Annotated in this window: 15 protein-coding genes; 10 read left to right on the top strand and 5 right to left on the bottom strand. The window is 75.5% G+C overall.

The window, feature by feature from the left end:
- Positions 1-87 precede the first annotated feature (87 nt).
- Positions 88-1,401 (bottom strand): ABC transporter substrate-binding protein, encoded by a 1,314-nt coding sequence (locus tag C5N14_RS07445; RefSeq protein WP_117666749.1) that lies wholly within the window; start codon positions 1,399-1,401, stop codon positions 88-90.
- 442 nt (positions 1,402-1,843) lie between these two features.
- On the opposite strand from C5N14_RS07445, the gene C5N14_RS07440 reads away from it, so the two are divergent.
- Positions 1,844-2,623, top strand: a complete 780-nt coding sequence (locus C5N14_RS07440) for a pyrimidine reductase family protein (RefSeq protein WP_117666748.1) — start codon at positions 1,844-1,846, stop codon at positions 2,621-2,623.
- A gap of 160 nt (positions 2,624-2,783) precedes the next feature.
- On the opposite strand, the gene C5N14_RS07435 is transcribed toward C5N14_RS07440, so the two are convergent.
- Complete coding sequence (locus C5N14_RS07435; RefSeq protein WP_117666746.1) at positions 2,784-4,310, bottom strand: M4 family metallopeptidase; 1,527 nt, start codon at positions 4,308-4,310, stop codon at positions 2,784-2,786.
- Between the two features lie 357 nt (positions 4,311-4,667).
- Here C5N14_RS07435 and C5N14_RS07430 point away from each other — a divergent pair, with 357 nt between their 5' ends.
- The 6 genes from C5N14_RS07430 to C5N14_RS07405 all read left to right on the top strand — a co-directional run bounded on the left by C5N14_RS07430 (position 4,668) and on the right by C5N14_RS07405 (position 13,086).
- Complete coding sequence (locus C5N14_RS07430) at positions 4,668-6,422, top strand: ATP-binding protein (RefSeq protein WP_117666744.1); 1,755 nt, start codon at positions 4,668-4,670, stop codon at positions 6,420-6,422.
- A gap of 80 nt (positions 6,423-6,502) precedes the next feature.
- Positions 6,503-7,651 (top strand): exonuclease SbcCD subunit D, encoded by a 1,149-nt coding sequence (locus tag C5N14_RS07425; RefSeq protein ID WP_117666742.1) that lies wholly within the window; start codon positions 6,503-6,505, stop codon positions 7,649-7,651.
- Positions 7,651-10,125, top strand: a complete 2,475-nt coding sequence (locus tag C5N14_RS07420; RefSeq protein WP_117666740.1) for an AAA family ATPase — start codon at positions 7,651-7,653, stop codon at positions 10,123-10,125. Before C5N14_RS07425 ends, C5N14_RS07420 begins: the two co-directional genes overlap by 1 nt.
- A gap of 50 nt (positions 10,126-10,175) precedes the next feature.
- On the top strand, positions 10,176-11,129 hold the full coding sequence (locus tag C5N14_RS07415) for a hypothetical protein (protein WP_117666997.1): 954 nt from the start codon (positions 10,176-10,178) through the stop codon (positions 11,127-11,129).
- Entirely contained in the window at positions 11,129-11,986 is an 858-nt protein-coding gene (locus C5N14_RS07410; protein WP_117666738.1) for a spermidine synthase, read from the top strand. The genes C5N14_RS07415 and C5N14_RS07410 overlap by 1 nt, the downstream gene beginning before the upstream one ends.
- 182 nt (positions 11,987-12,168) lie before the next feature.
- Entirely contained in the window at positions 12,169-13,086 is a 918-nt protein-coding gene (locus C5N14_RS07405) for a DNA-3-methyladenine glycosylase (protein ID WP_117666736.1), read from the top strand.
- A 36-nt stretch (positions 13,087-13,122) separates the two neighbouring features.
- On the opposite strand, the gene C5N14_RS07400 is transcribed toward C5N14_RS07405, so the two are convergent.
- Positions 13,123-13,656, bottom strand: a complete 534-nt coding sequence (locus C5N14_RS07400; protein WP_243639236.1) for a DUF1990 family protein — start codon at positions 13,654-13,656, stop codon at positions 13,123-13,125.
- Positions 13,657-13,709: 53 nt separating this feature from the next.
- On the opposite strand from C5N14_RS07400, the gene C5N14_RS07395 reads away from it, so the two are divergent.
- Positions 13,710-14,204, top strand: a complete 495-nt coding sequence (locus C5N14_RS07395; protein ID WP_117666735.1) for a GNAT family N-acetyltransferase — start codon at positions 13,710-13,712, stop codon at positions 14,202-14,204.
- Here the strand turns inward: C5N14_RS07395 and C5N14_RS07390 are convergent.
- The gene (locus tag C5N14_RS07390; protein ID WP_117666733.1) at positions 14,179-14,601 is read right to left on the bottom strand and encodes an SRPBCC family protein; all 423 of its coding nucleotides are present in this window, start codon (positions 14,599-14,601) and stop codon (positions 14,179-14,181) included. The genes C5N14_RS07395 and C5N14_RS07390 overlap by 26 nt on opposite strands.
- A 233-nt stretch (positions 14,602-14,834) precedes the next feature.
- Positions 14,835-15,053, bottom strand: a complete 219-nt coding sequence (locus C5N14_RS07385) for a hypothetical protein (protein ID WP_117666731.1) — start codon at positions 15,051-15,053, stop codon at positions 14,835-14,837.
- 134 nt (positions 15,054-15,187) lie between these two features.
- Here C5N14_RS07385 and C5N14_RS07380 point away from each other — a divergent pair, with 134 nt between their 5' ends.
- Together C5N14_RS07380 and C5N14_RS07375 are read left to right on the top strand one after the other, a co-directional pair.
- The gene (locus C5N14_RS07380; protein WP_117666730.1) at positions 15,188-16,306 is read left to right on the top strand and encodes an ATP-dependent DNA ligase; all 1,119 of its coding nucleotides are present in this window, start codon (positions 15,188-15,190) and stop codon (positions 16,304-16,306) included.
- 51 nt (positions 16,307-16,357) lie between these two features.
- The gene (locus C5N14_RS07375; RefSeq protein ID WP_371685810.1) at positions 16,358-17,920 is read left to right on the top strand and encodes an alpha/beta hydrolase; all 1,563 of its coding nucleotides are present in this window, start codon (positions 16,358-16,360) and stop codon (positions 17,918-17,920) included.

Genomic DNA, 17,920 nt, shown 5'->3' with positions numbered 1-17,920 from the left:
CCGCGCGGGCGGCGCCGGGGCTTACCGGGCACCGCGGGCGGCGCCGACAGTCGCACTGTCGGCGCCACCCGTGGTCGGTTCGGCCGGTCACTTGCCGGCGGCGGCGCCGTTCTTCAACGCCGACTGCCACTGCTCGGCGGCGGACTTGCCCTGCTCGACGGCGCGCAGGGTGTTCTCCACGGCCGTGCGGACCGCGTTGTTCTTCGGGCCGAGGTAGACCGGCTTCAGGTCGGTCGCGCCGGCAGCGAAGATCTTGCCGACCGGGGCCTTGCTGAAGTACTCGTTGGTCGAGTCGGCCACGGCCGGGTCGGCCAGGGCCTGCGGCGACGAGGGCAGGTTGCCCACCTTCTTGAACGCCTCGGTCTGGCCCTTGGCGCTGCTCAGGAACTTCGCCAGCTCGGCGGCCTCCTTGGTGTGCTTGCTGGACTTCGGCACGGCCAGGAAGGAGCCGCCCCAGTTGCCGCCGTTGCCCGGGGCCTTGGCGACGTCCCACTTGCCGGCCGCCGCGTCACCGGCCTGCCCCTTGATGACACCGGTCATCCAGGCGGGGCAGGCGATGGTGGCGAAGGTGCCGTTCTTGAAGCCGGCGTTCCACTCGTTCGAGAACGACTGGAGGTTGTTCGACAGGCCGGCGGAGATCATCTTGGTGGTCAGGTCGTACGCGGTCCTGATGTCCGCGTTCTCGCCGATGACCAGCTTGTTGCTCTTGTCGTAGTAGGTGTGGCCGGAGCCGGAGCCGGCGATCTGCATCAGCACGACGTTGTAGAAGTTGGTCGCCGAGTCGACGAACTTGTGCTTCTTGTCGGCGGCGGCGAACTTCTGGCCGGTGGCGATGAACTCGTCCCAGGTCGGCCAGAGGGCGGCGACCTGCTCTCGGTCGGTCGGCAGGCCGGCGGCCTTGAACAGGTCGCTGCGGTAGCACAGCGCCATCGAGCCGACGTCGGTGCCGAGGCCGAGGACCTTGCCGTCCGGGGTGGTGCCCTGCTCCCACTTCCACGGCAGGAAGTTGCCCTTGAGGTCGTTCGCGCCGTGGTCGGCCAGGTTCACGAACTTGTCGGACTGGGCGTAGAACTGCACGATCGTGCCCTCTTCGAGCGCCACCACGTCGCCGGCGCCGGAGCCCGCGGTGATCTGCTGGGTCAGCCGGGTGTTGTAGTCACCGAGGCCGAGGCCCTTGCCGCGCTCCTGGATCTTGACGTTCGGGTGCTCCGCTTCGTACTGCTTGTAGAGCTCGTCATAGCCGAAGCCCTGGTCGCCGAAGACGTCGACGACCAGCGTGACCGGACCGTCGCTGCTGCTCGTTTCCGACGAGTCGTCGCCGCAGGCGGAGGCGGTGGCGATCACCGCGACGGACGCGAGCGCGATGGCCGCGAGCCGCCGACGACGGATTGGGACGCTCATCCGAGACCCCTCTTTCAGTGGTGAGGCTGTGTCGTGTGGTGGGGTGCTGTGCAGTCGCGCGCCGCCGAGGACGGGCCCGCGGAGGGCGCCCGGTGTGCTCGGGGAGAGATCCGCGACACAGGGCGGGAGCGCTCCCATGAGAGAGCCGGCGAGTCCGGGAGGTGTCAATAAGCCTTTGGGAGCGTTCCCAGATCGTTACCGCCGTGTATCGGACCTCCCACCACGGCGGCCGTCGACGTCCTCCGGCGGGCAGGCCCGCTCACCTTCAGCTGGAGGATCCGCCGGGCCGTGCGCTGTCCCGTCCCTCCCCGGCATAGGCTGCCGGCATGATCTGCCGAGCCTGCCGGGAGCGGCGGCACGACGACTGTCCGGGCCGGAACTGGTGCGACTGCCAGCACCGCACCCCCGAGCCCACCCCTCCGGTCACCGGTCCGGCCGGCGAATGAGCGCCGGTAGCCCGATCTCCCGGCTGTGGCCGGCCCCGTCCCCGGCACCGCTGGACGACGCGGAGCTGACCGCCCTCTACGGCCGGGCCGCCGGTCCCCACCTGCGGGTGAACTTCGTGACCAGCGTCGACGGCGCGGTCGCCGTGGACGGCTACTCCGCCGGGCTCTCCGGCGAGCCGGACAAGCGGGTGTTCGGGCTGCTGCGGATGCTCTGCGACGGCCTGCTGGTGGCCGCCGGCACCCTGCGGCACGAGGGCTACGGCGCGGTACGACTCAGCGGGCCGCGCCGGGCCTGGCGCCGCGCGCGGGGGCTGGCCGAGTACCCGACCCTGGTCGTGGTCTCCGGCTCGCTGGACCTGGACCCGGCGCAGGCCGCCTTCGCCGACGCGCCGGTGCGACCGGTCGTGCTCACCCATGCCGCCGCCGAGGCGCCCCCCGGCCTGGCCGAGGTGGCCGATCTGGTGCGCTGCGGGACCGACCGGGTGGACCTGGCCACCGGTCTCGCCGAGCTGCGCCGGCGGGGCCTCGGCCAACTGCTCTGCGAGGGCGGCCCGCACCTGTTCGGCGCGCTCACCGCCGCCGACCTGGTCGACGAGGTCTGCCTCACCGTCGCGCCGCTGCTCGCCGGGGCGGGCCCGGGGCGGATCACCGCCGGGGCCCCCAGCCCGCACCGGGAGCTGCCGCTGCGGCACGTGCTGGCCGCCGCGGACGGCGTGCTGATGCTCCGGTACGCCCGGGACGCGGAGCCGGCCCCGGGAGCCGGGCCGGCCGGGTAGTCGCACGGCCGCACGCCCGGCCACCCGCTGGCCGGCGGCGCACCCCACCCGGACGCCACAGGCAGCGGCAATCCGCCCGGACGCCACGAACGGCGGCAACGCCAGCCGGACGGGGGCGGCCCGGGCCGCCCCCGTGGTGCGTCGTCGGCCAGTCGGTGGGTCAGTTGACGTTCACGGCCGACCAGGCGGCGGCGACCGTCTGGTACTCGGTGCTGCCGCTGCCGTACAGGTCGGCGGCAGCCGACAGGGTGGCGGTGCGGGCGCCCGCGTAGTTGGTCCGCGAGGTCATGTAGGTGGTCAGCGCGCGGTACCAGATCGCCCCGGCCTTGGCGTTGCCGATGCCGGTGACGGTGCTGCCGTTGCAGGTCGGGCTGTCGCCGTACGCGGAGGCGCCGCTGCCGACAGCGAGCAGGTAGAAGAAGTGGTTCGCCACGCCGGAGGAGTAGTGCACGTCCAGGAAGCGGAGGGAGCTGGACCAGCAGTCGGCCGACGAGCCGTCCCTGGAGGGCTTGTCCATGTAGCGCAACGGCGTGCTGCGCAGCTTCTCGCCGATCAGGTAGTCGCCCGGGTCGTTTCCGTTGGCCGCGGAGAACTCGACCAGGGTCCCGAAGATGTCGCTGGTGGCCTCGTTGAGGCCGCCGGGCTCACCGCGGTACACCAGCCCGGCGGTGTTGCTGGTGACGCCGTGGGTCATCTCGTGCCCGGCGACGTCCAGGGAGGTCAGCGGGTACCAGCCGGAGCCGCCGTCGCCGTAGGTCATGCAGAAACAGGAGTCGCTCCAGAACGCGTTGGCGTAGTTGGAGCTGTAGTGCACCCGGCTGTACGCGGCGACACCGTCGTTGCGGATGCCGTTGCGGCCGAAGGTGTTCTTGTAGAAGTCCCAGGTCACGGCCGCGCCGTAGTGGGCGTCGGCGGCGACCGTCTGCCGGTTGGCCAGCGTCCCGTCGCCGAAGACGTTCGTGGCGCTGCTGACCAGGGCGCCGGTGCCGGTGGTGCCGCCGTTCAGGTCGTACGTCTTGTGGCCGCCCCGGGCGCCGTCGTTGAGCTGGTACGTGCCACCGGCGGCGGTGGTGCCCAGCGGCACGGTACCGGAGTGGAAGGTGTTGCCGGTGCCCTCGCGCTGCACGCCCTCCCAGGAGTCGCGGACCGCGCCGGTGCTCGCGTCGACGAGCACGTGCAGCTCGCTCGGGGTGCCGTCGGCGTACATGCCGCCGACCACCACCTCGTAGGCGAGGGCGGTGCCGGTGTCGCCGGCGTCGTACACCAGTTGGGTGCCGGCGACCCGGCGGGCGGTGGCGGTGGAGGCGGCGAGCGCGACCTGGCCGGCGGCGGCCCGGCCGACGGTCGCCTTCGCGCCCCGGCGCGGCGCGGCCGTCATGCTCTGGCTGGTGCCCCGCCAGGAGTTGCCGCTGCCGAGGTGGACCACCAGGTCGCCGCCGAGGACGGGCAGCCCGTCGGCGTACCGGTGGAGCCGGACGTGCTGGGCGCCGTCCGCGTCGGTGACGACGTCGCGGAGCGTGAAACTCTGCCCGTCGTCGACCAGGGTGCTGCCGGAGTGTGCCTTGAGCTGGGCGACGGCGCGGGTGAACGCGTCGGCGGCGGGCGCGGCGGCGGCCGCGCCCGGCAGGGCGGCGGCGGCCAGCAGCGCGGCCGTGGCCAGCCCGCCCAGGACGGTGGTACGACGCATGGGGTTCCTGCCTTCCCTCGGACGGCCGGTCGGGGGGTGCCGACCGGCGACGACCCGGCGGCGGTGGCCGGCGGGCCGACCGGCGGCGCACAGGTCACGAGCCGCCGGGGCACCCGATCGCATCGATGATTGGAAGATCGTCGATGGGTGTCGTGCCTATTCTCGCCCCGCCCCACCCCCACCTGTCACGCCCCCCGGCCAAGATTTTCGCAACCGGGCGTGTTTGGTCGGACGCGCTGCGCGACCGCGCTCCGGCCCGGCGGGTGGCGTCCGCCGCGTCGCGTGGCAACGTGTCACATCCCTCGGGCAGGATGCTCACGTGTGCCGTGACCGAGACCAGCTGACCGGAGCCCGTGGATGACCGACGACCAGTTCGACGGCCCCGGCGAGGGGGTCGGCCGGGTGCTCGGCACCGCCGACGCCACCCCGCTGACGTTCTGGACGGCCGTGGCCCCCGGCAGCTACCTCCAGCTCGACGACGTGGTGGTGACCCGCCGGGAGCTGCCCGACCGGGAGCCGGTGACCATCGCCGGGGTGGTGACCCAGGTACGGGCCCGGCACGAGGGCGCCCAGTTCGACTCGGACGTCTTCGCCATCGCCGACGGCACCCTGCCGGCGATGGTGCAGGAAGCGGCCGAGATCACCACCACCCGGGTCGACCCGGAGCTCTACGTCCCGCCGACCCCGGGCGCGGTGGTGCACCGGGCCGAGGGCGACGCCCGGGCCCGGGCGCTGCACTTCGACCGGATGGAGCGGCGGGTCCCGATGGGGATGGGCCGCGACGGAGTGCCGGTCTACCTCAACGCCGACTTCCTCGACGGCAGCCGGGGCGCGCACGTCTCCATCTCCGGCATCTCCGGGGTGGCCACCAAGACCAGCTTCGCCACCTTCCTGCTCTACTCGGTCTTCCGCTCCGGGGTGCTCGGTGGGGACGCGGTCAACGCCAAGGCGCTGATCTTCAACGTCAAGGGCGAGGACCTGCTGTTCCTCGACCACCCCAACACCCGTCTCGACGACGCCACCCGGGCCGGCTACGCGAAGCTCGGGCTGGACGCCGGCGCCTTCCCCGACGTGCGGGTGTACGCCCCGCCCCGGGTCGGCGACTCCTCCGGAACGCCGGACGTGAGCAGCCGACTGACCGGGGTGGACAGTTTCTACTGGACGCTGAGCGAGTTCTGCGCCGACCGCCTTTTGCCGTACGTCTTCGCCGACGCCGACGACGAACGCCAGCAGTACACGATGGTGGTCCACTCGGTCGCCGCCCACCTGGCCCGCTACGCCCAGCCCGCCGACGGCGGGGTGAGCGTCGACGGGGTCCGGCTCGGCTCGTACACGGATCTGGTCGACCACATCGTGGAGCAGCTCAACGACGACGAGACCCGGGGCGACTGGGCGGGCAGCGCGGTCGGCCTGGGCACGGTCAACGCGTTCGCCCGGCGGCTGATCGGCAGCAAGAAGGACCTGGGCCGGCTGATCCGGGGCGACCTGGCCACCCGCCGCCCGCACTCGATCAACACCGCCGAGAGCGCCCAGGTCACCGTCGTCGACCTGCACAACCTGCCCGACCGGGCGCAGCGTTTCGTGGTCGGCGTGACGCTCAAGAGCGAGTTCGAGCGCAAGGAGAAGGCCGGCACGGCCAAGCCGCTGCTCTTCGTCGTCCTCGACGAGCTGAACAAGTACGCCCCCCGGGAGGGCTCCTCGCCGATCAAGGAGGTGCTGCTCGACATCGCCGAGCGGGGCCGCTCGCTCGGGGTGATCCTGGTCGGCGCCCAGCAGACGGCGAGCGAGGTGGAACGGCGGATCGTCACCAACTCGGCGATCCGGGTGGTCGGCCGGCTCGACCCGGCCGAGGCGTCCCGCCCGGAGTACGGTTTCCTCCCGCCCGCCCAGCGGCAGCGGGCGCTGCTGGCCAAGCCGGGCACCATGTTCGTCAACCAGCCCGACATCCCGGTGCCGCTCTGCCTGGAGTTCCCGTTCCCGGCCTGGGCCACCCGGGTCTCCGAGGCCGGCCGGGCGCCCTCGGAGACGCTACGGTCGATCACCGGGGCGGCCGACCCGTTCGTGGTGGTCGGCTCGGGCGGCGGCACGAGCGACGACGACATCCCGTTCTGAGGGGGCGAGAGACCCGTGAGCGCGAGGAACGCCCGAGCGAAGCGAGGAAGTCCCGCAGTCGCGAACGAAGGGCCCGCACGGTGAAGATCCTGCACACCTCGGACTGGCACGTCGGCAAGGTGCTCAAGGGGCAGTCCCGGGCCGAGGAGCACAAGCAGGTCCTCGCCGGGGTGATCGACGTCGCCCGGCAGGAGCAGCCGGACCTGGTCATCGTCGCGGGCGACCTCTACGACACGGCCGCGCCCACCCCGGAGGCGACCCGGCTGGTCACCCGGGCGCTGACCGCGCTGCGCCGCACCGGCGCGGACGTGCTGGCCATCGGCGGCAACCACGACAACGGCCAAGCCCTCGACGCGCTGCGGCCGTGGGCCGAGGCGGCCGGCATCACCCTGCGCGGCGGGGTCCGGGAGAACCCGGACGAGCACGTGATCGACGGGGTCACCGCCGGCGGGGAGCGGTGGCGGGTGGCCGCGCTGCCGTTCCTGTCCCAGCGGTACGCCGTCCGCGCCGTGGAGATGTACGAGCTGACCGCCGCCGAGGCCACCCAGACGTACGCCGACCACCTCGGCCGGGTGCTCGGCCGGCTGACCGAGGGCTTCACCGAGCCGGACCGGGTGCACCTGGTCACCGCCCACCTCACCGTGGTCGGGGCGGCCACCGGCGGCGGCGAGCGCGACGCGCACACCGTCCTCGGGTACGCCGTCCCGGCGACGGTGTTCCCGGGCACCGCGCACTACGTGGCGCTGGGCCACCTGCACCGCTCGCAGCGGGTGTCCGGCCCCTGCCCGATCCGGTACAGCGGCAGCCCACTCGCCGTGGACTTCGGCGAGCAGGAGAACGTCCCGTCGGTCACCATCGTCGAGGTGACGGCGACGAGCGCGGCGCGCATCCGGGAGGTGCCGGTCCCGGCGGCCGTGCCGCTGCGCACGGTGCGGGGCACCCTGGCCCAGCTCGCCGAGGTCACCCCGCCGGAGGGCTGGCTGCGGGTGTTCGTCCGGGAGCAGCCCCGGGCCGGGCTGCGCGAGGAGGTGCAGGAGCTGCTGCCCCGGGCCCTGGAGATCCGGATCGACCCGGAGCTGGTGCCGGTCCCCGGCAGCGGGACGCGCACCGCCCAGCGGGCCGGCCGGTCGCCCCGCGAGCTGTTCGCCGACTACCTGGACAGCCGGGGGCACGCCGACTCCGGCGTCCGGGAGCTGTTCGACGAGCTGTTCGAGGAGGTGGACCGCTGATGCGCCCGATGCGGCTGGACATGGCGGGCTTCACCGTCTTCCGCGACGAGACCACCGTGGACTTCACCGACGCCGACTTCTTCGCCCTGGTCGGGCCGACGGGCTCCGGCAAGTCGACGGTGCTGGACGCCATCTGCTTCGCCCTGTACGGCACGGTGCCCCGCTGGGGCGGGACGCGGGGGCTGGCGAACGCGCTCGCCCCGTCCGCCACCGAGGCCCGGGTCCGGCTGGTCTTCGAGTCGGCCGGGGACCGCTACGTGGCGACCCGGGTGGTCCGCCGGGACGGCCGGGGCAACGTCAAGACGGCCAACGCCGGGTTGCAGCTCATGCCGGCCGGGTTCGACGTGACCAAGCTGGACACCGGGCTCAGCCCGGAGGACCTCGGCGAGGTGGTGGCCGGCACCCCGGCCGAGATGGATCGGGCGGTGCTGGAGGCGGTCGGGCTGCCGTACGAGCAGTTCACGAGCTGCGTGGTGCTGCCGCAGGGGCAGTTCGCCGACTTCCTGCACGCCCGGCCGGCGACCCGGCAGCAGATCCTGGTCAACCTCCTCGGCCTCGGCGTCTACGAGGACGTGCAGAAGCGGGCCACCGAGCGGGCCGGTCAGGCCGAGGCGAGGCTGGAGGCGGTCGACCGGATGCTCGGCGGGCTCGCCGACGTCGACGACGCGGCGCTGGCCGACGCGCAGGCCCAGGTCGGCCGGGCGCAGGAACTGGCCGGGGCGGTCGCGGCGGCCGTACCGGAACGGGAGCGGGCCCGGGCGGCGGCGCGGGACGCGCACGCGGCGCTGGCCGCCCTCGACGCCGAGCTGGCCGGGCTCGGCGCGGTGCGGGCACCCGACGGGGTGGCCGAGGTGGCCCGGGCGGTGGCCGCCGCGCGGGTTGGCGCCGACGAGGCGGCGGCCGGGGTGGCGCTGGCCGAGGAGCGCGAGGAGAAGCTGCGCGGGGAGCTGGCCGGCGCGGGCGACGAGAGCGCGCTGCGGCTGCTGCTCAGGGCGCACGCCGATCGGGACCGGCTGGCCGGCGAGGCCGGGTCGGTGGCCACGGCGGTGACCGCGGCGCAGGGCGAGCACGACACGGCGGTGGCCGCGCTGGCCGCGGCGCGGGCGGCGGTCGGGCGGGCCGAGGCCGACCTGGAGGCGGCGTTCCGGGCACACGAGGAGGCGAAGGCCACCGACCAGGCGGTGGCGCTGCGGGCGCACCTGGTCGACGGGGCGGCCTGCCCGGTCTGCGAGCAGGTGGTGCCCCGGGTGCCGGCGGTGCCGGCCGGCTCGGCGGTGGCCAGGGCCACCGCCGCCGGGAAGGCGGCCCGGGCGGCGACCCAGGAGGCGCAGCGGGCGGTGCAGGAGCGCGACGTGGCGGCCCGCGACCTGGAGCGGGTGCTGCTACGCGCCCGGGCCCAGCACGACCAGCTCCGGGGCCGGCTGGCGGAGCTGGACGACCAGCTCGCCGGTGCCGCCGCCCCCGAGGCGCTGCGGCACGACCTGGCCGAGCACGCCCGGCTGCGCCGGGAGCTGGACGAGGCGGCGGGCGGGGTGCGGGCCGGCCGGGAGGCCGCCCGGCGGGCCCGGGCCGCGCTGGACGCCGCCGAGGAGCGGCTGCGCGCCGCGTGGCGGGAGTTCGACGGGACCCGGGACGGGTTGGCCCGGTTCGGCCCGCCGGCCGCCGACCGCGACGACGTTGCCACGGCCTGGGCGACGCTGACCGGGTGGGCCGACGCGGAGGCGCTCCGGCGGCGGACGGACCGGGTGGGGCTGGCCGCGGCGGTCGCCGCGGCGGAGGCCGCCGAGGCGGCCGTGGAGGAGCGGATCGGCGAGGTCTTCGCCGCCGCCGGGCTGACCGCCGGGGACGACCCGGTGCGGGCGGCCACCGTCGCGGTGGAGCGCGCCGAGGCGGCCCACCGGCGGCTGGTGGAGCGCCGCGAGCAGGCCGCCGGGCTGCGCGAGCAGCGGGCCGGCCACGAGCAGCAGGCCCGGGTGGCCCGGGCCCTCGCGGGACACCTGCGGGCCAACAACTTCGAGCGCTGGCTGCTGGCCGAGGCGCTCGACCTGCTGGTCGACGGCGCGTCGGGGATCCTGCGCGAGCTGTCCGGCGGCCAGTACGACCTGGTGCACGACAAGGGCGAGTTCTTCGTGGTCGACCACCACGACGCGGGGCTGCGGCGCGGGGTGCGCACCCTGTCCGGCGGGGAGACGTTCCAGGCGTCGCTGGCGTTGGCGCTGGCGCTGTCGGAGCAGCTCGCCGGGATGTCCACCACGGCGGCGAGCCTGGAGTCGATCGTCCTGGACGAGGGATTCGGCACCCTGGACGCGGCCACCCTGGACACGGTGGCGGCCACCCTGGAGAGCCTGGCCGCCCGGGGCGACCGGATGGTCGGGGTGGTCACCCACGTGCCGGCCCTCGCCGAGCGCATCCCGGTCCGGTACGAGGTCCGCAAGGACGCCCGCTCCGCCCGGGTGGAACGGACCGGCCTGTGACGGGGCCGACCGGGCCGGCCGGGCCGGCGCCGCAGGTCGCGGCCCCGGAGCTGTTCGTCGACGTCTGGGACCCGGGCTACGGGGCCTCCTTCGAGGCGGTCCCCGGCGGGCCGGCCACGCCGAGCAGGCAGCAGGTCGACGCCGAGGTGGAGCTGCCGGCGGTGGACTGGCGGGCGATCGACGTCCGGGCCGGGGTGCGGGCACCGGACGTGGTGCTGCTGGTCGACGGGGTGCGCCGGATCGACGCCAGCGTCTGGACGGCCGAGGCCGACGGGGCGTCGTTCCCCGGCGTGGCCGCCTCCTACGCGGCCGGGGTGGTCCGCTGCGACCTGGAGCGGGGCGCGGCCCGGCTCGCCGGGACGCAGGTACGGCGGGGGCTGTTCACGGCCAGCCCGTCGGCCCGGGAGGTGCGGGCCGGGACGGTGCGCTACCCGGTGCACCGGGTCGGCGGCACCGGCGAGCTGAACAAGCTCCAGGCGGCCGTGCAGGGGCCGCTGACCGCGCTGGAGGTGGAGGTCTCCGGGGCGGCCCGGGTCGACGGGGACCTGCTGGTGGTCGACGGCCCGCTGCGCAGCCGCCGGCAGTTGCCCCGGGCGCTCGGCTACGTCAAGACCCAGCACAGCCAGTACCTCGACGCCCGGCTGACGGCCGTGGTGACCGGGCTGCGGGCGGGCCAGCGGTCCCCGGTGTTCAAGCTCGGCACCGCCTGGGGCGGATACTCCTGGTACCTGCGACTGCCGGGGGCCGGCGGCGCGCCGTGGGCCGGCATCGTGCGGGTCGAGTGCTCGGCCGAGCTGGCCGAGTCCGAGGCGATCGGGCTGGCCGACCTGTCGCTGGTCACCCTCCCCCGGTTCGCGTCCACCCCGTACAAGGACCCACGGGCCCCGCAGAACCTGATCCCGATCGCCGGTTTGGAGCGTCGCCTGCGGGCGCTGCTCGGCGACGCCCGCCTGCTGCACCGGGCGCTGACCGCCGCGGCCCGGGGCCGCGGTCCCCGCCACTGATGGGCCGCCGCCGGGGTACGGACCGGATCGTGGCGCGGGTGGACACCGGCGAGGCCGAGCTGGTCCCGGACGCGGACCGGCCGCGCTCGTTCACCCTGCTGCTCGACGGCGCCCCGCAGTCGCACGTGGACCTCGCCGACCCCACCCACCTGGAGTTCGAGTACGTCCGGCGGCTGGCCGCCGCCCTCGACCTGGTCGCCCCGCCGGGCGCGCCGCTGCGGGTGCTGCACCTGGGCGGCGGCGCGCTGACCCTGCCCCGGTACACGCAGGCCACCCGGCCCGGCTCGACCCAGCGGGTGTCCGAGGTGGACGCCGCCCTGGTCGGCCTGGTCCGCCGGGAGCTGCCCTGGCCGGCGGACCCCCGGCTGAAGGTGCGGGTCGCCGACGCCCGGGCCACCCTGGAGTCCGCCCGGGACGGCAGCTACGACGTGGTGGTCGCGGACGTCTTCGCGGGTGCCCGCACCCCGGCGCACCTGACCAGCGTGGAGTACGCGGCCGAGGTGGCCCGGGTGCTCCACCCCGGCGGCTGGTACCTGGCCAACATCGCCGACGGCCCGCCGCTGCGGCACGCCCGCGCCCAGGTCGCCACGGTCCGCGCGGTGCTGCCCCGGGCCTGCCTGATCGGCGACGCGGCGGTGCTACGCGGCCGGCGCTACGGCAACCTGGTGCTGGTCGCGGGCCGGGTCGAGCCGCCGGTGCCGGAGCTGACCCGCCGGGCGGCCGGGGACTGGTTCCCCGGCCGGGTGCTGGCCGGCGACGAACTCGACCGGTTCGCCGGCGGGGCCGCCGTGGTGCGCGACGCCGACGCCACCGACTCCACCCCGCCGCCGCCGGGGATCTTCTCCGTCCGCCGTTGATCCGTTGACGCGGTGGCTCCGTACCATCGGGCGGCCATGCCCGTGGGGGGCGGGCTGATGTCATCGGACACCCGGAGGCCGGAAGCCAGGACAGCTCGGACGCGGGCGGCCCCGGCTACCCGTACCGACCCCGAGGCCCGGTGGCCGGTCCCCGCCGGGGACGGTCGTGGCAGAGTGTCGGGGTGACCGAACCCGCCGCCCGCCGGACGCTGCGCCCGCCGGCCGGCTACCGGCTGGCCGCCTCGGTCCGGTCGCTCACGTTCAGCACGTACGACCCGTGCGCCCGGATCGCCGCCGGCACGTTCTGGTGGGCCACCCGCACCCCCGCCGGCCCGGCCACCCTCGCGCTGCGCCCGGCCGGCGGCGGGGACCTGCTCGCCGAGGGGTACGGCCCCGGCGCCGACTGGGCGGTCCAGCGGGCCGAGGCGGTCGCCGGGCTGCGCGACGACCGCACCGGCTTCGCCGAGCTGGCCGGCGCGCACCCGCTGGTGGCCCGGCTGGCCGCGCGGCACGTCGGGCTGCGGATGCCGGCCACCGGCCAGCTCTTCCCGCGCGTGCTGCGGGCGATCCTGGAGCAGAAGGTCACCGGCACGGAGGCGTACCGGTCGTACGCGGCGACCGTGCGCCACTTCGGGGAGCCGGCGCCTGGGCCGTTGCAGCCGCTGCTGCTGCCGCCCGAGCCGGCGGCGGTGGCCGCCGCGCCGTACTGGGTCTTCCACCCGTTCGGGGTGGAGCAGAAGCGGGCCGACACGCTGCGCCGGGCCGCCGCCGAGGCTGACCGGCTGGAACGCTGCGCCGACTCCGCCGAGGCCACCCGCCGGCTCACCGCGATCCGGGGGATCGGCCCGTGGACCGCCGCCGAGGTGGTGCGGATCGCGTACGGGGACCCGGACGCGGTCAGTGTCGGCGACTACCACGTGCCGAACACGGTGGCCTGGGCCCTGGCCGGGGAGCCGCGCGGCGACGACGCCCGGATGCTGGCGCTGCTGGAGCCGTTCCGGGGCCACCGCGGCCGGGTCTGCCTGCTGCTCGCCGCCGAGGGCGTGCACGCCCCGCGATACGGGCCGAGGATGCCGATCCGCTCCTTCGCCCGGTACTGACGCCGGGCGCAGGGTCGGGCGGGTGGCGCGTCCGGGTCAGGGCCGGGCGCAGAGCCGGCGCAGGGTCCGGCCGAGCCACCAGGCGTACCCGCGCTGGAAGGCCCGGGCCGCCGGCCCGGCCGCGCGCATGAACCAGCGGTCCGGCCGGCTGAACGCGCGCACCTCGAACCAGACCGCGCCGGTGTCGTCCCGGCTCACCACGAACGCCTCCTCGCCCCGCGCGGGGTGGCCGGGCAGGGTGCCGTACCCGAAGCCGGCCCGGCGGGCGTCGTCGGCGGCCCAGACCACCGCGCACGGCGCGGCCAGCCGCAGCGGGCCGACGCCCAGCCGGGAGACGACGGTGACCCCGGGCGCGGCCCGGGGCGCGTCGGCGTCGATCCGGATCCCGGCGGTCCGGTGCAGCCGCCAGCCGAGCACCGCCGTGCCGGCCGTGGCGAAGCAGCCGTCCGGCAGCCGCACCCGGTGCCGGACGTGCCGCCAGCCCGCGGGCAGCTCGCCGGCGTCGGTGGCCCCGACGTGCGGGTAGGTCAGCTCGGGCACGATCGCCGCCTCTCCCCGGGTCTGCGACACCGCCAGGGTACGGCGCTGCGCGCCGGGCGCCGGCGGTGTGGTGGGCTGGGGTCGTGACCACGCCACCACTGATCACCCCGGCCACCCCCGCCGACGCCGGCGAGATCCTCACCGTGCAGCGGGCCGCCTACGTGACCGAGGCCCAGCACTACGCCGACCCGTTGCTGCCGCCGCTCACCGAGACGCTCGACGAGATCCTGGCCGCGCTGGCCGGCCCGGAGACGGTGCTGGTCGCCCGGGCCGGGCACCGGCTGGTCGGCTCGATCCGGGCGCGGGTCGCCGAAGACACCGCCCACGTCGGCCGGCTGGCCGTGGCCCCGGACCAGCAGGGCCGGGGGATCGGGGCCCGGCTGCTGCGCGCGGTGGAGGCGGCCTGCGCCGACCGGGTGTCCCGCTTCGCGCTGTTCACCGGGGCCGCCAGCGAACGGAGCCTGCGGCTGTACCGGCGGCACGGCTACGAGATCGTCGGCAACCGGCCGGACGCCAACGGCATCCCCCTCGCCGTGCTGGAGAAGCGGCTGGTCAATGCCGCTCGCAGCGGCGCCTGAGGCCGTCGGCCTCCAGCCGGAGGTACCGGCGGGTCAGCCCGCCGTAGAGCCAACCGACGGGTGCGGCGAGCGGGCCCGACTGCTCCAGCGTCAGCTCGACCCGGACCCGGCCGTCCGGCAGCGGGACGATCCGGTGGTCGCCCCGGCTGCGGACGCCCGGGGCGGTCGACACCCAGGCGAAGCGGTACGGTGCCTCGACCTCGACGACCCGCCACACGGCGGGAGGCAGCCGCGGCTGCTCCAGCCGCGCGGTCGAGCCGACCGTCAACGGCCCCGGTTCCAGCCGCCGGGCGCGGGACACCGAGGCGGTCCACTCCGACCACCGGTCGATGTCGGACTGCACCCGCCAGACCCGCTCGGCGTCGGCGTCGATCTCGGTGACTGCTGCGAAGCGCACGGTCCCTCCCCTGTCGTCGAATCCTGTCGCTCGACGATCCCCGTCGGCGGCCCGCCCGGCGGCCCGGCGCGCCGACGACGCGCCGCGCGGCTTCCCCGGATCGGCGTGTTCCGGCGACGCGGTACGCCGCCGCCACGGGGGCCGCCGCCACGATGACGAGCCGGCGCACGCAATCGTGACCGGACAGCACGGCCCGGCCGACGTCGAGACGGGGCGGGGCGGGGCGGGGCGGGTCAGGCCGGTTCGGTCTCGTGCAGGTCGGCGAGGGTGAGCGGGGTGCGGCGGCGCAGCAGGTCGTCCAGCTCGGCGACCGTGCCGACCTCGCCGAGCACGTCCTTGCCGCCGCCGAAGCGGGCCGGGTAGCGGCGCACCAGGCGGTAGCGGTACCGGCCGCGGATCAGCTCGACGCTGACCCGCCAGCGCCCGCAGCACCCGCATTCCCACTCCCGCATCCGGCGAAGTTAGCTCTGAGCTGCGGAAACACCATCCGGTCCCGAGGGAGGAGCGGGACGGAACGGGACAGGTCGCCCCGCCACCCCCGGTGATCTGCCTCACGACTGTCGGTGCCGTCTGGTTGACTGACGCCGTGGACCTGCCGATCAACCCGCCGGTCGAGCCGATGCTGGCCAAGGCCGTGCCGCGACTGCCCACCGACCCCGGCATGACGTACGAGCCGAAGTGGGACGGTTTCCGCTGCATCGTGTTCCGCGACGGCGACGAGGTGGAGCTGGCCAGCCGGGGCGGCAAGACGATGACCCGCTACTTCCCCGAGGTGGTCGAGCAGGCGCTGCGGCAGCTCCCGGAGCGCTGCGCCGTCGACGGCGAGCTGATCGTGATCCGCCGCGACGGCCCCGGCGGCCAGCCCCGGCTCGACTTCGAGCTGCTCGCCCAGCGCATCCATCCCGCCGCGTCCCGGGTGAAGCTGCTGGCCGAGACCACCCCGGCCGACTTCGTCGCGTTCGACCTGCTCGCCCTCGACGACGAGCTGCTGACCGACCAGCCGTACCCGCGCCGCAGGGCCCGGCTGGAGCGGGCCCTGGCCGGGGTCCGCCCGCCGGTGCACGTCACCCAGGTCACCACGGACCCGGAGACGGCCCGCCGCTGGTTCGACGTGTTCGAGGGCGCCGGGCTCGACGGGCTCATCGTCAAACCGGCCGACCTGCCGTACGAGCCCGGCAAGCGGCTGATGTTCAAGGTCAAGCATGCCCGCACGGCCGACGTGGTGGTGGCCGGCTTCCGCTGGCACAAGACCGGGCCGGTGGTCGGCTCGCTGCTGCTCGGCCTCTACGACGAGGCCGGCGTCCTGCACCACATCGGCGTCAGCTCCTCGTTCACGGCCGCCCGCCGCAAGGAGTTGCTGGACGAGCTGGCCCCGTACCGGGACGTCGGCGACGAGCATCCCTGGGCGCACGGCGACCACGAGCGCGGCCAGCGCATCCCCGGCGGGGTGAGCCGGTGGACCGGGACGAAGAACCTGGAGTGGGAGCCGCTGCGCCCGGAACTGGTGGTCGAGGTGGGCTACGACGCGATGGAGGGCGATCGGCTCCGGCACACCGCGCGATTCGTCCGCTGGCGGCCCGACCGCGACCCCCGGTCCTGCGGCTACGACCAGCTCGACCGCCCGATCCGGTACGACGTCGACCAGGTCCTGCGCGGCGATCCGGCGGCGACCGCCGAGGCCGCTCCGGGGCCGGGCGTAGCCTGAGCCGTCGACCCGACCACGAGAGGCGCGCCGGTGACCCGCTTTCCCGACCGGATCCGCCGGGTCCGGCTGACCCTCGCCGGGCTCGTCTCGGCGGCGGTGGTCGCCGCCGGCTGCACGATGCCGGCGTTCGCGCCGCGCACCGAGTCCGAGGGCGCTGCCGCACCGCCGGGCGCCGCGCCGACCTGGCGGGCCTGTCCCGAGGTGGCCGACGAGCTGGTGGGCCGGGGCGCCCCGGACATGCGGTACGACTGCGCGCGGATCTCGGTGCCCCGCAACTGGGGCTCCGGCACCGGTGCCACGGCCGGCCCGGGCAGCGGGGAGACCTTCGAGATCGCCCTGCTGAGGGCCCGGTCGACGAAGCAGCGGGGCCGGATCGGCTCGCTCGTGATCAACCCCGGCGGCCCCGGCGGCTCCGGGGTGGACACGGCCGTCTACCTGTCGTTCGGCCCGACGTTCGGAGGGCTGCCCCCGTCGGTCACCGAGCGGTTCGACATCGTCGGGTTCGACCCGCGCGGGGTGGCCCGGTCCAGCCCGGTCAAGTGCATCCCCGACGCCGACCTGGACGCCAGCTTCGGCTACGACCCGGACCCGGAGTCCCCGGCGTCCTTCGACGGGTTCGTCGCGCTGAACCAGCGGATCGGGCGCGGCTGCGGCGACAGGTACGGCGACCAGCTCCCGCTCTACGGCACCGAGCAGGCCGCCCGGGACATGGACGCGGTGCGCGCGGCGGTCGGCGACGAGAAGCTGACCTACCTCGGCTACTCCTACGGCACCCTGCTCGGGGCGACGTACGCCCAGCTCTACCCGCAGCGGGTCCGGGCCCTGGTGCTCGACGGCGCGGTCGACCCGACGCAGGACCTGGTGGCCGGCTCGGAGAGCCAGGCGAAGGGCTTCGAGCGGGCGTTCGACAACTTCACCCGGTGGTGCGCGGCCAACACCGGGCGCTGCCCGCTCGCCCCGGACGCCCGGGCCGCGGTGACCTCGGCGATCGACAAGGCCAAGGTCTCCCCGGTGAAGGCGGCGGACGGCCGGGAGGCCACCTCCGGCTGGGTCTTCTACGCGGTCATCTCCTCCCTCTACACGGAGTCGGGCTGGCAGGAGCTGGCCCAGGCGATCGACCGGCTCGACGGCGGCGACCCGGCCGAGGTGTTCCGCCTCGCCGACGCGTACGCCGGGCGGGAGGACGACGGGCGGTACTCGAACCTGTTCGACGCCAACCTCGCGGTCAACTGCACCGACGAGTCGGAGAAGCCGACCCTGCAACGGGTCCGTCAGCTCCAGTCACAGTGGCGGGAGAAGTACCCGCTGTTCGGCCCGGCGCTGGCCGTGGGCATGCTCGGCTGCGTCGAGTGGCCCGGCGGGCGGGACCCGTACCCGACCGGCAAGGCCGTCGGCGCCCCGCCCATCGTGGTGGTGGGCACGACCGGGGACCCGGCGACCCCGTACGAGCAGACCGCGAAGCTGGCCTCGATGCTGGGCGTGGGCCGGGTGCTGACCTGGGAGGGCGAGGGGCACACGGCGTACCCGCAGACGCGCTGCGTGACGGACGCGGTGGACGCGTACCTGATCTCGCTGACGGTGCCCGGGGAGGGGCTGCGCTGCCCGGCCCGCTGA

The sequence above is a fragment of the Micromonospora sp. MW-13 genome (assembly GCF_003434305.1).
Lineage (GTDB): Bacteria > Actinomycetota > Actinomycetes > Mycobacteriales > Micromonosporaceae > Micromonospora.
The sequence above is the reverse complement of the archived record's forward strand: the minus strand, read 5'-3'. Positions and strand labels throughout refer to the sequence as shown.

Bases quoted from the DNA above. Each gene is read 5' to 3' on its own strand.
- C5N14_RS07445 (WP_117666749.1), bottom strand. From the start codon at position 1,401: ATGAGCGTCCCAATCCGTCGTCGGCGGCTCGCGGCCATCGCGCTCGCG.
- C5N14_RS07440 (WP_117666748.1), top strand. From the start codon at position 1,844: ATGAGCGCCGGTAGCCCGATCTCCCGGCTGTGGCCGGCCCCGTCCCCG.
- C5N14_RS07435 (WP_117666746.1), bottom strand. From the start codon at position 4,310: ATGCGTCGTACCACCGTCCTGGGCGGGCTGGCCACGGCCGCGCTGCTG.
- C5N14_RS07430 (WP_117666744.1), top strand. From the start codon at position 4,668: ATGACCGACGACCAGTTCGACGGCCCCGGCGAGGGGGTCGGCCGGGTG.
- C5N14_RS07420 (WP_117666740.1), top strand. From the start codon at position 7,651: ATGCGCCCGATGCGGCTGGACATGGCGGGCTTCACCGTCTTCCGCGAC.
- C5N14_RS07410 (WP_117666738.1), top strand. From the start codon at position 11,129: ATGGGCCGCCGCCGGGGTACGGACCGGATCGTGGCGCGGGTGGACACC.
- C5N14_RS07385 (WP_117666731.1), bottom strand. From the start codon at position 15,053: ATGCGGGAGTGGGAATGCGGGTGCTGCGGGCGCTGGCGGGTCAGCGTC.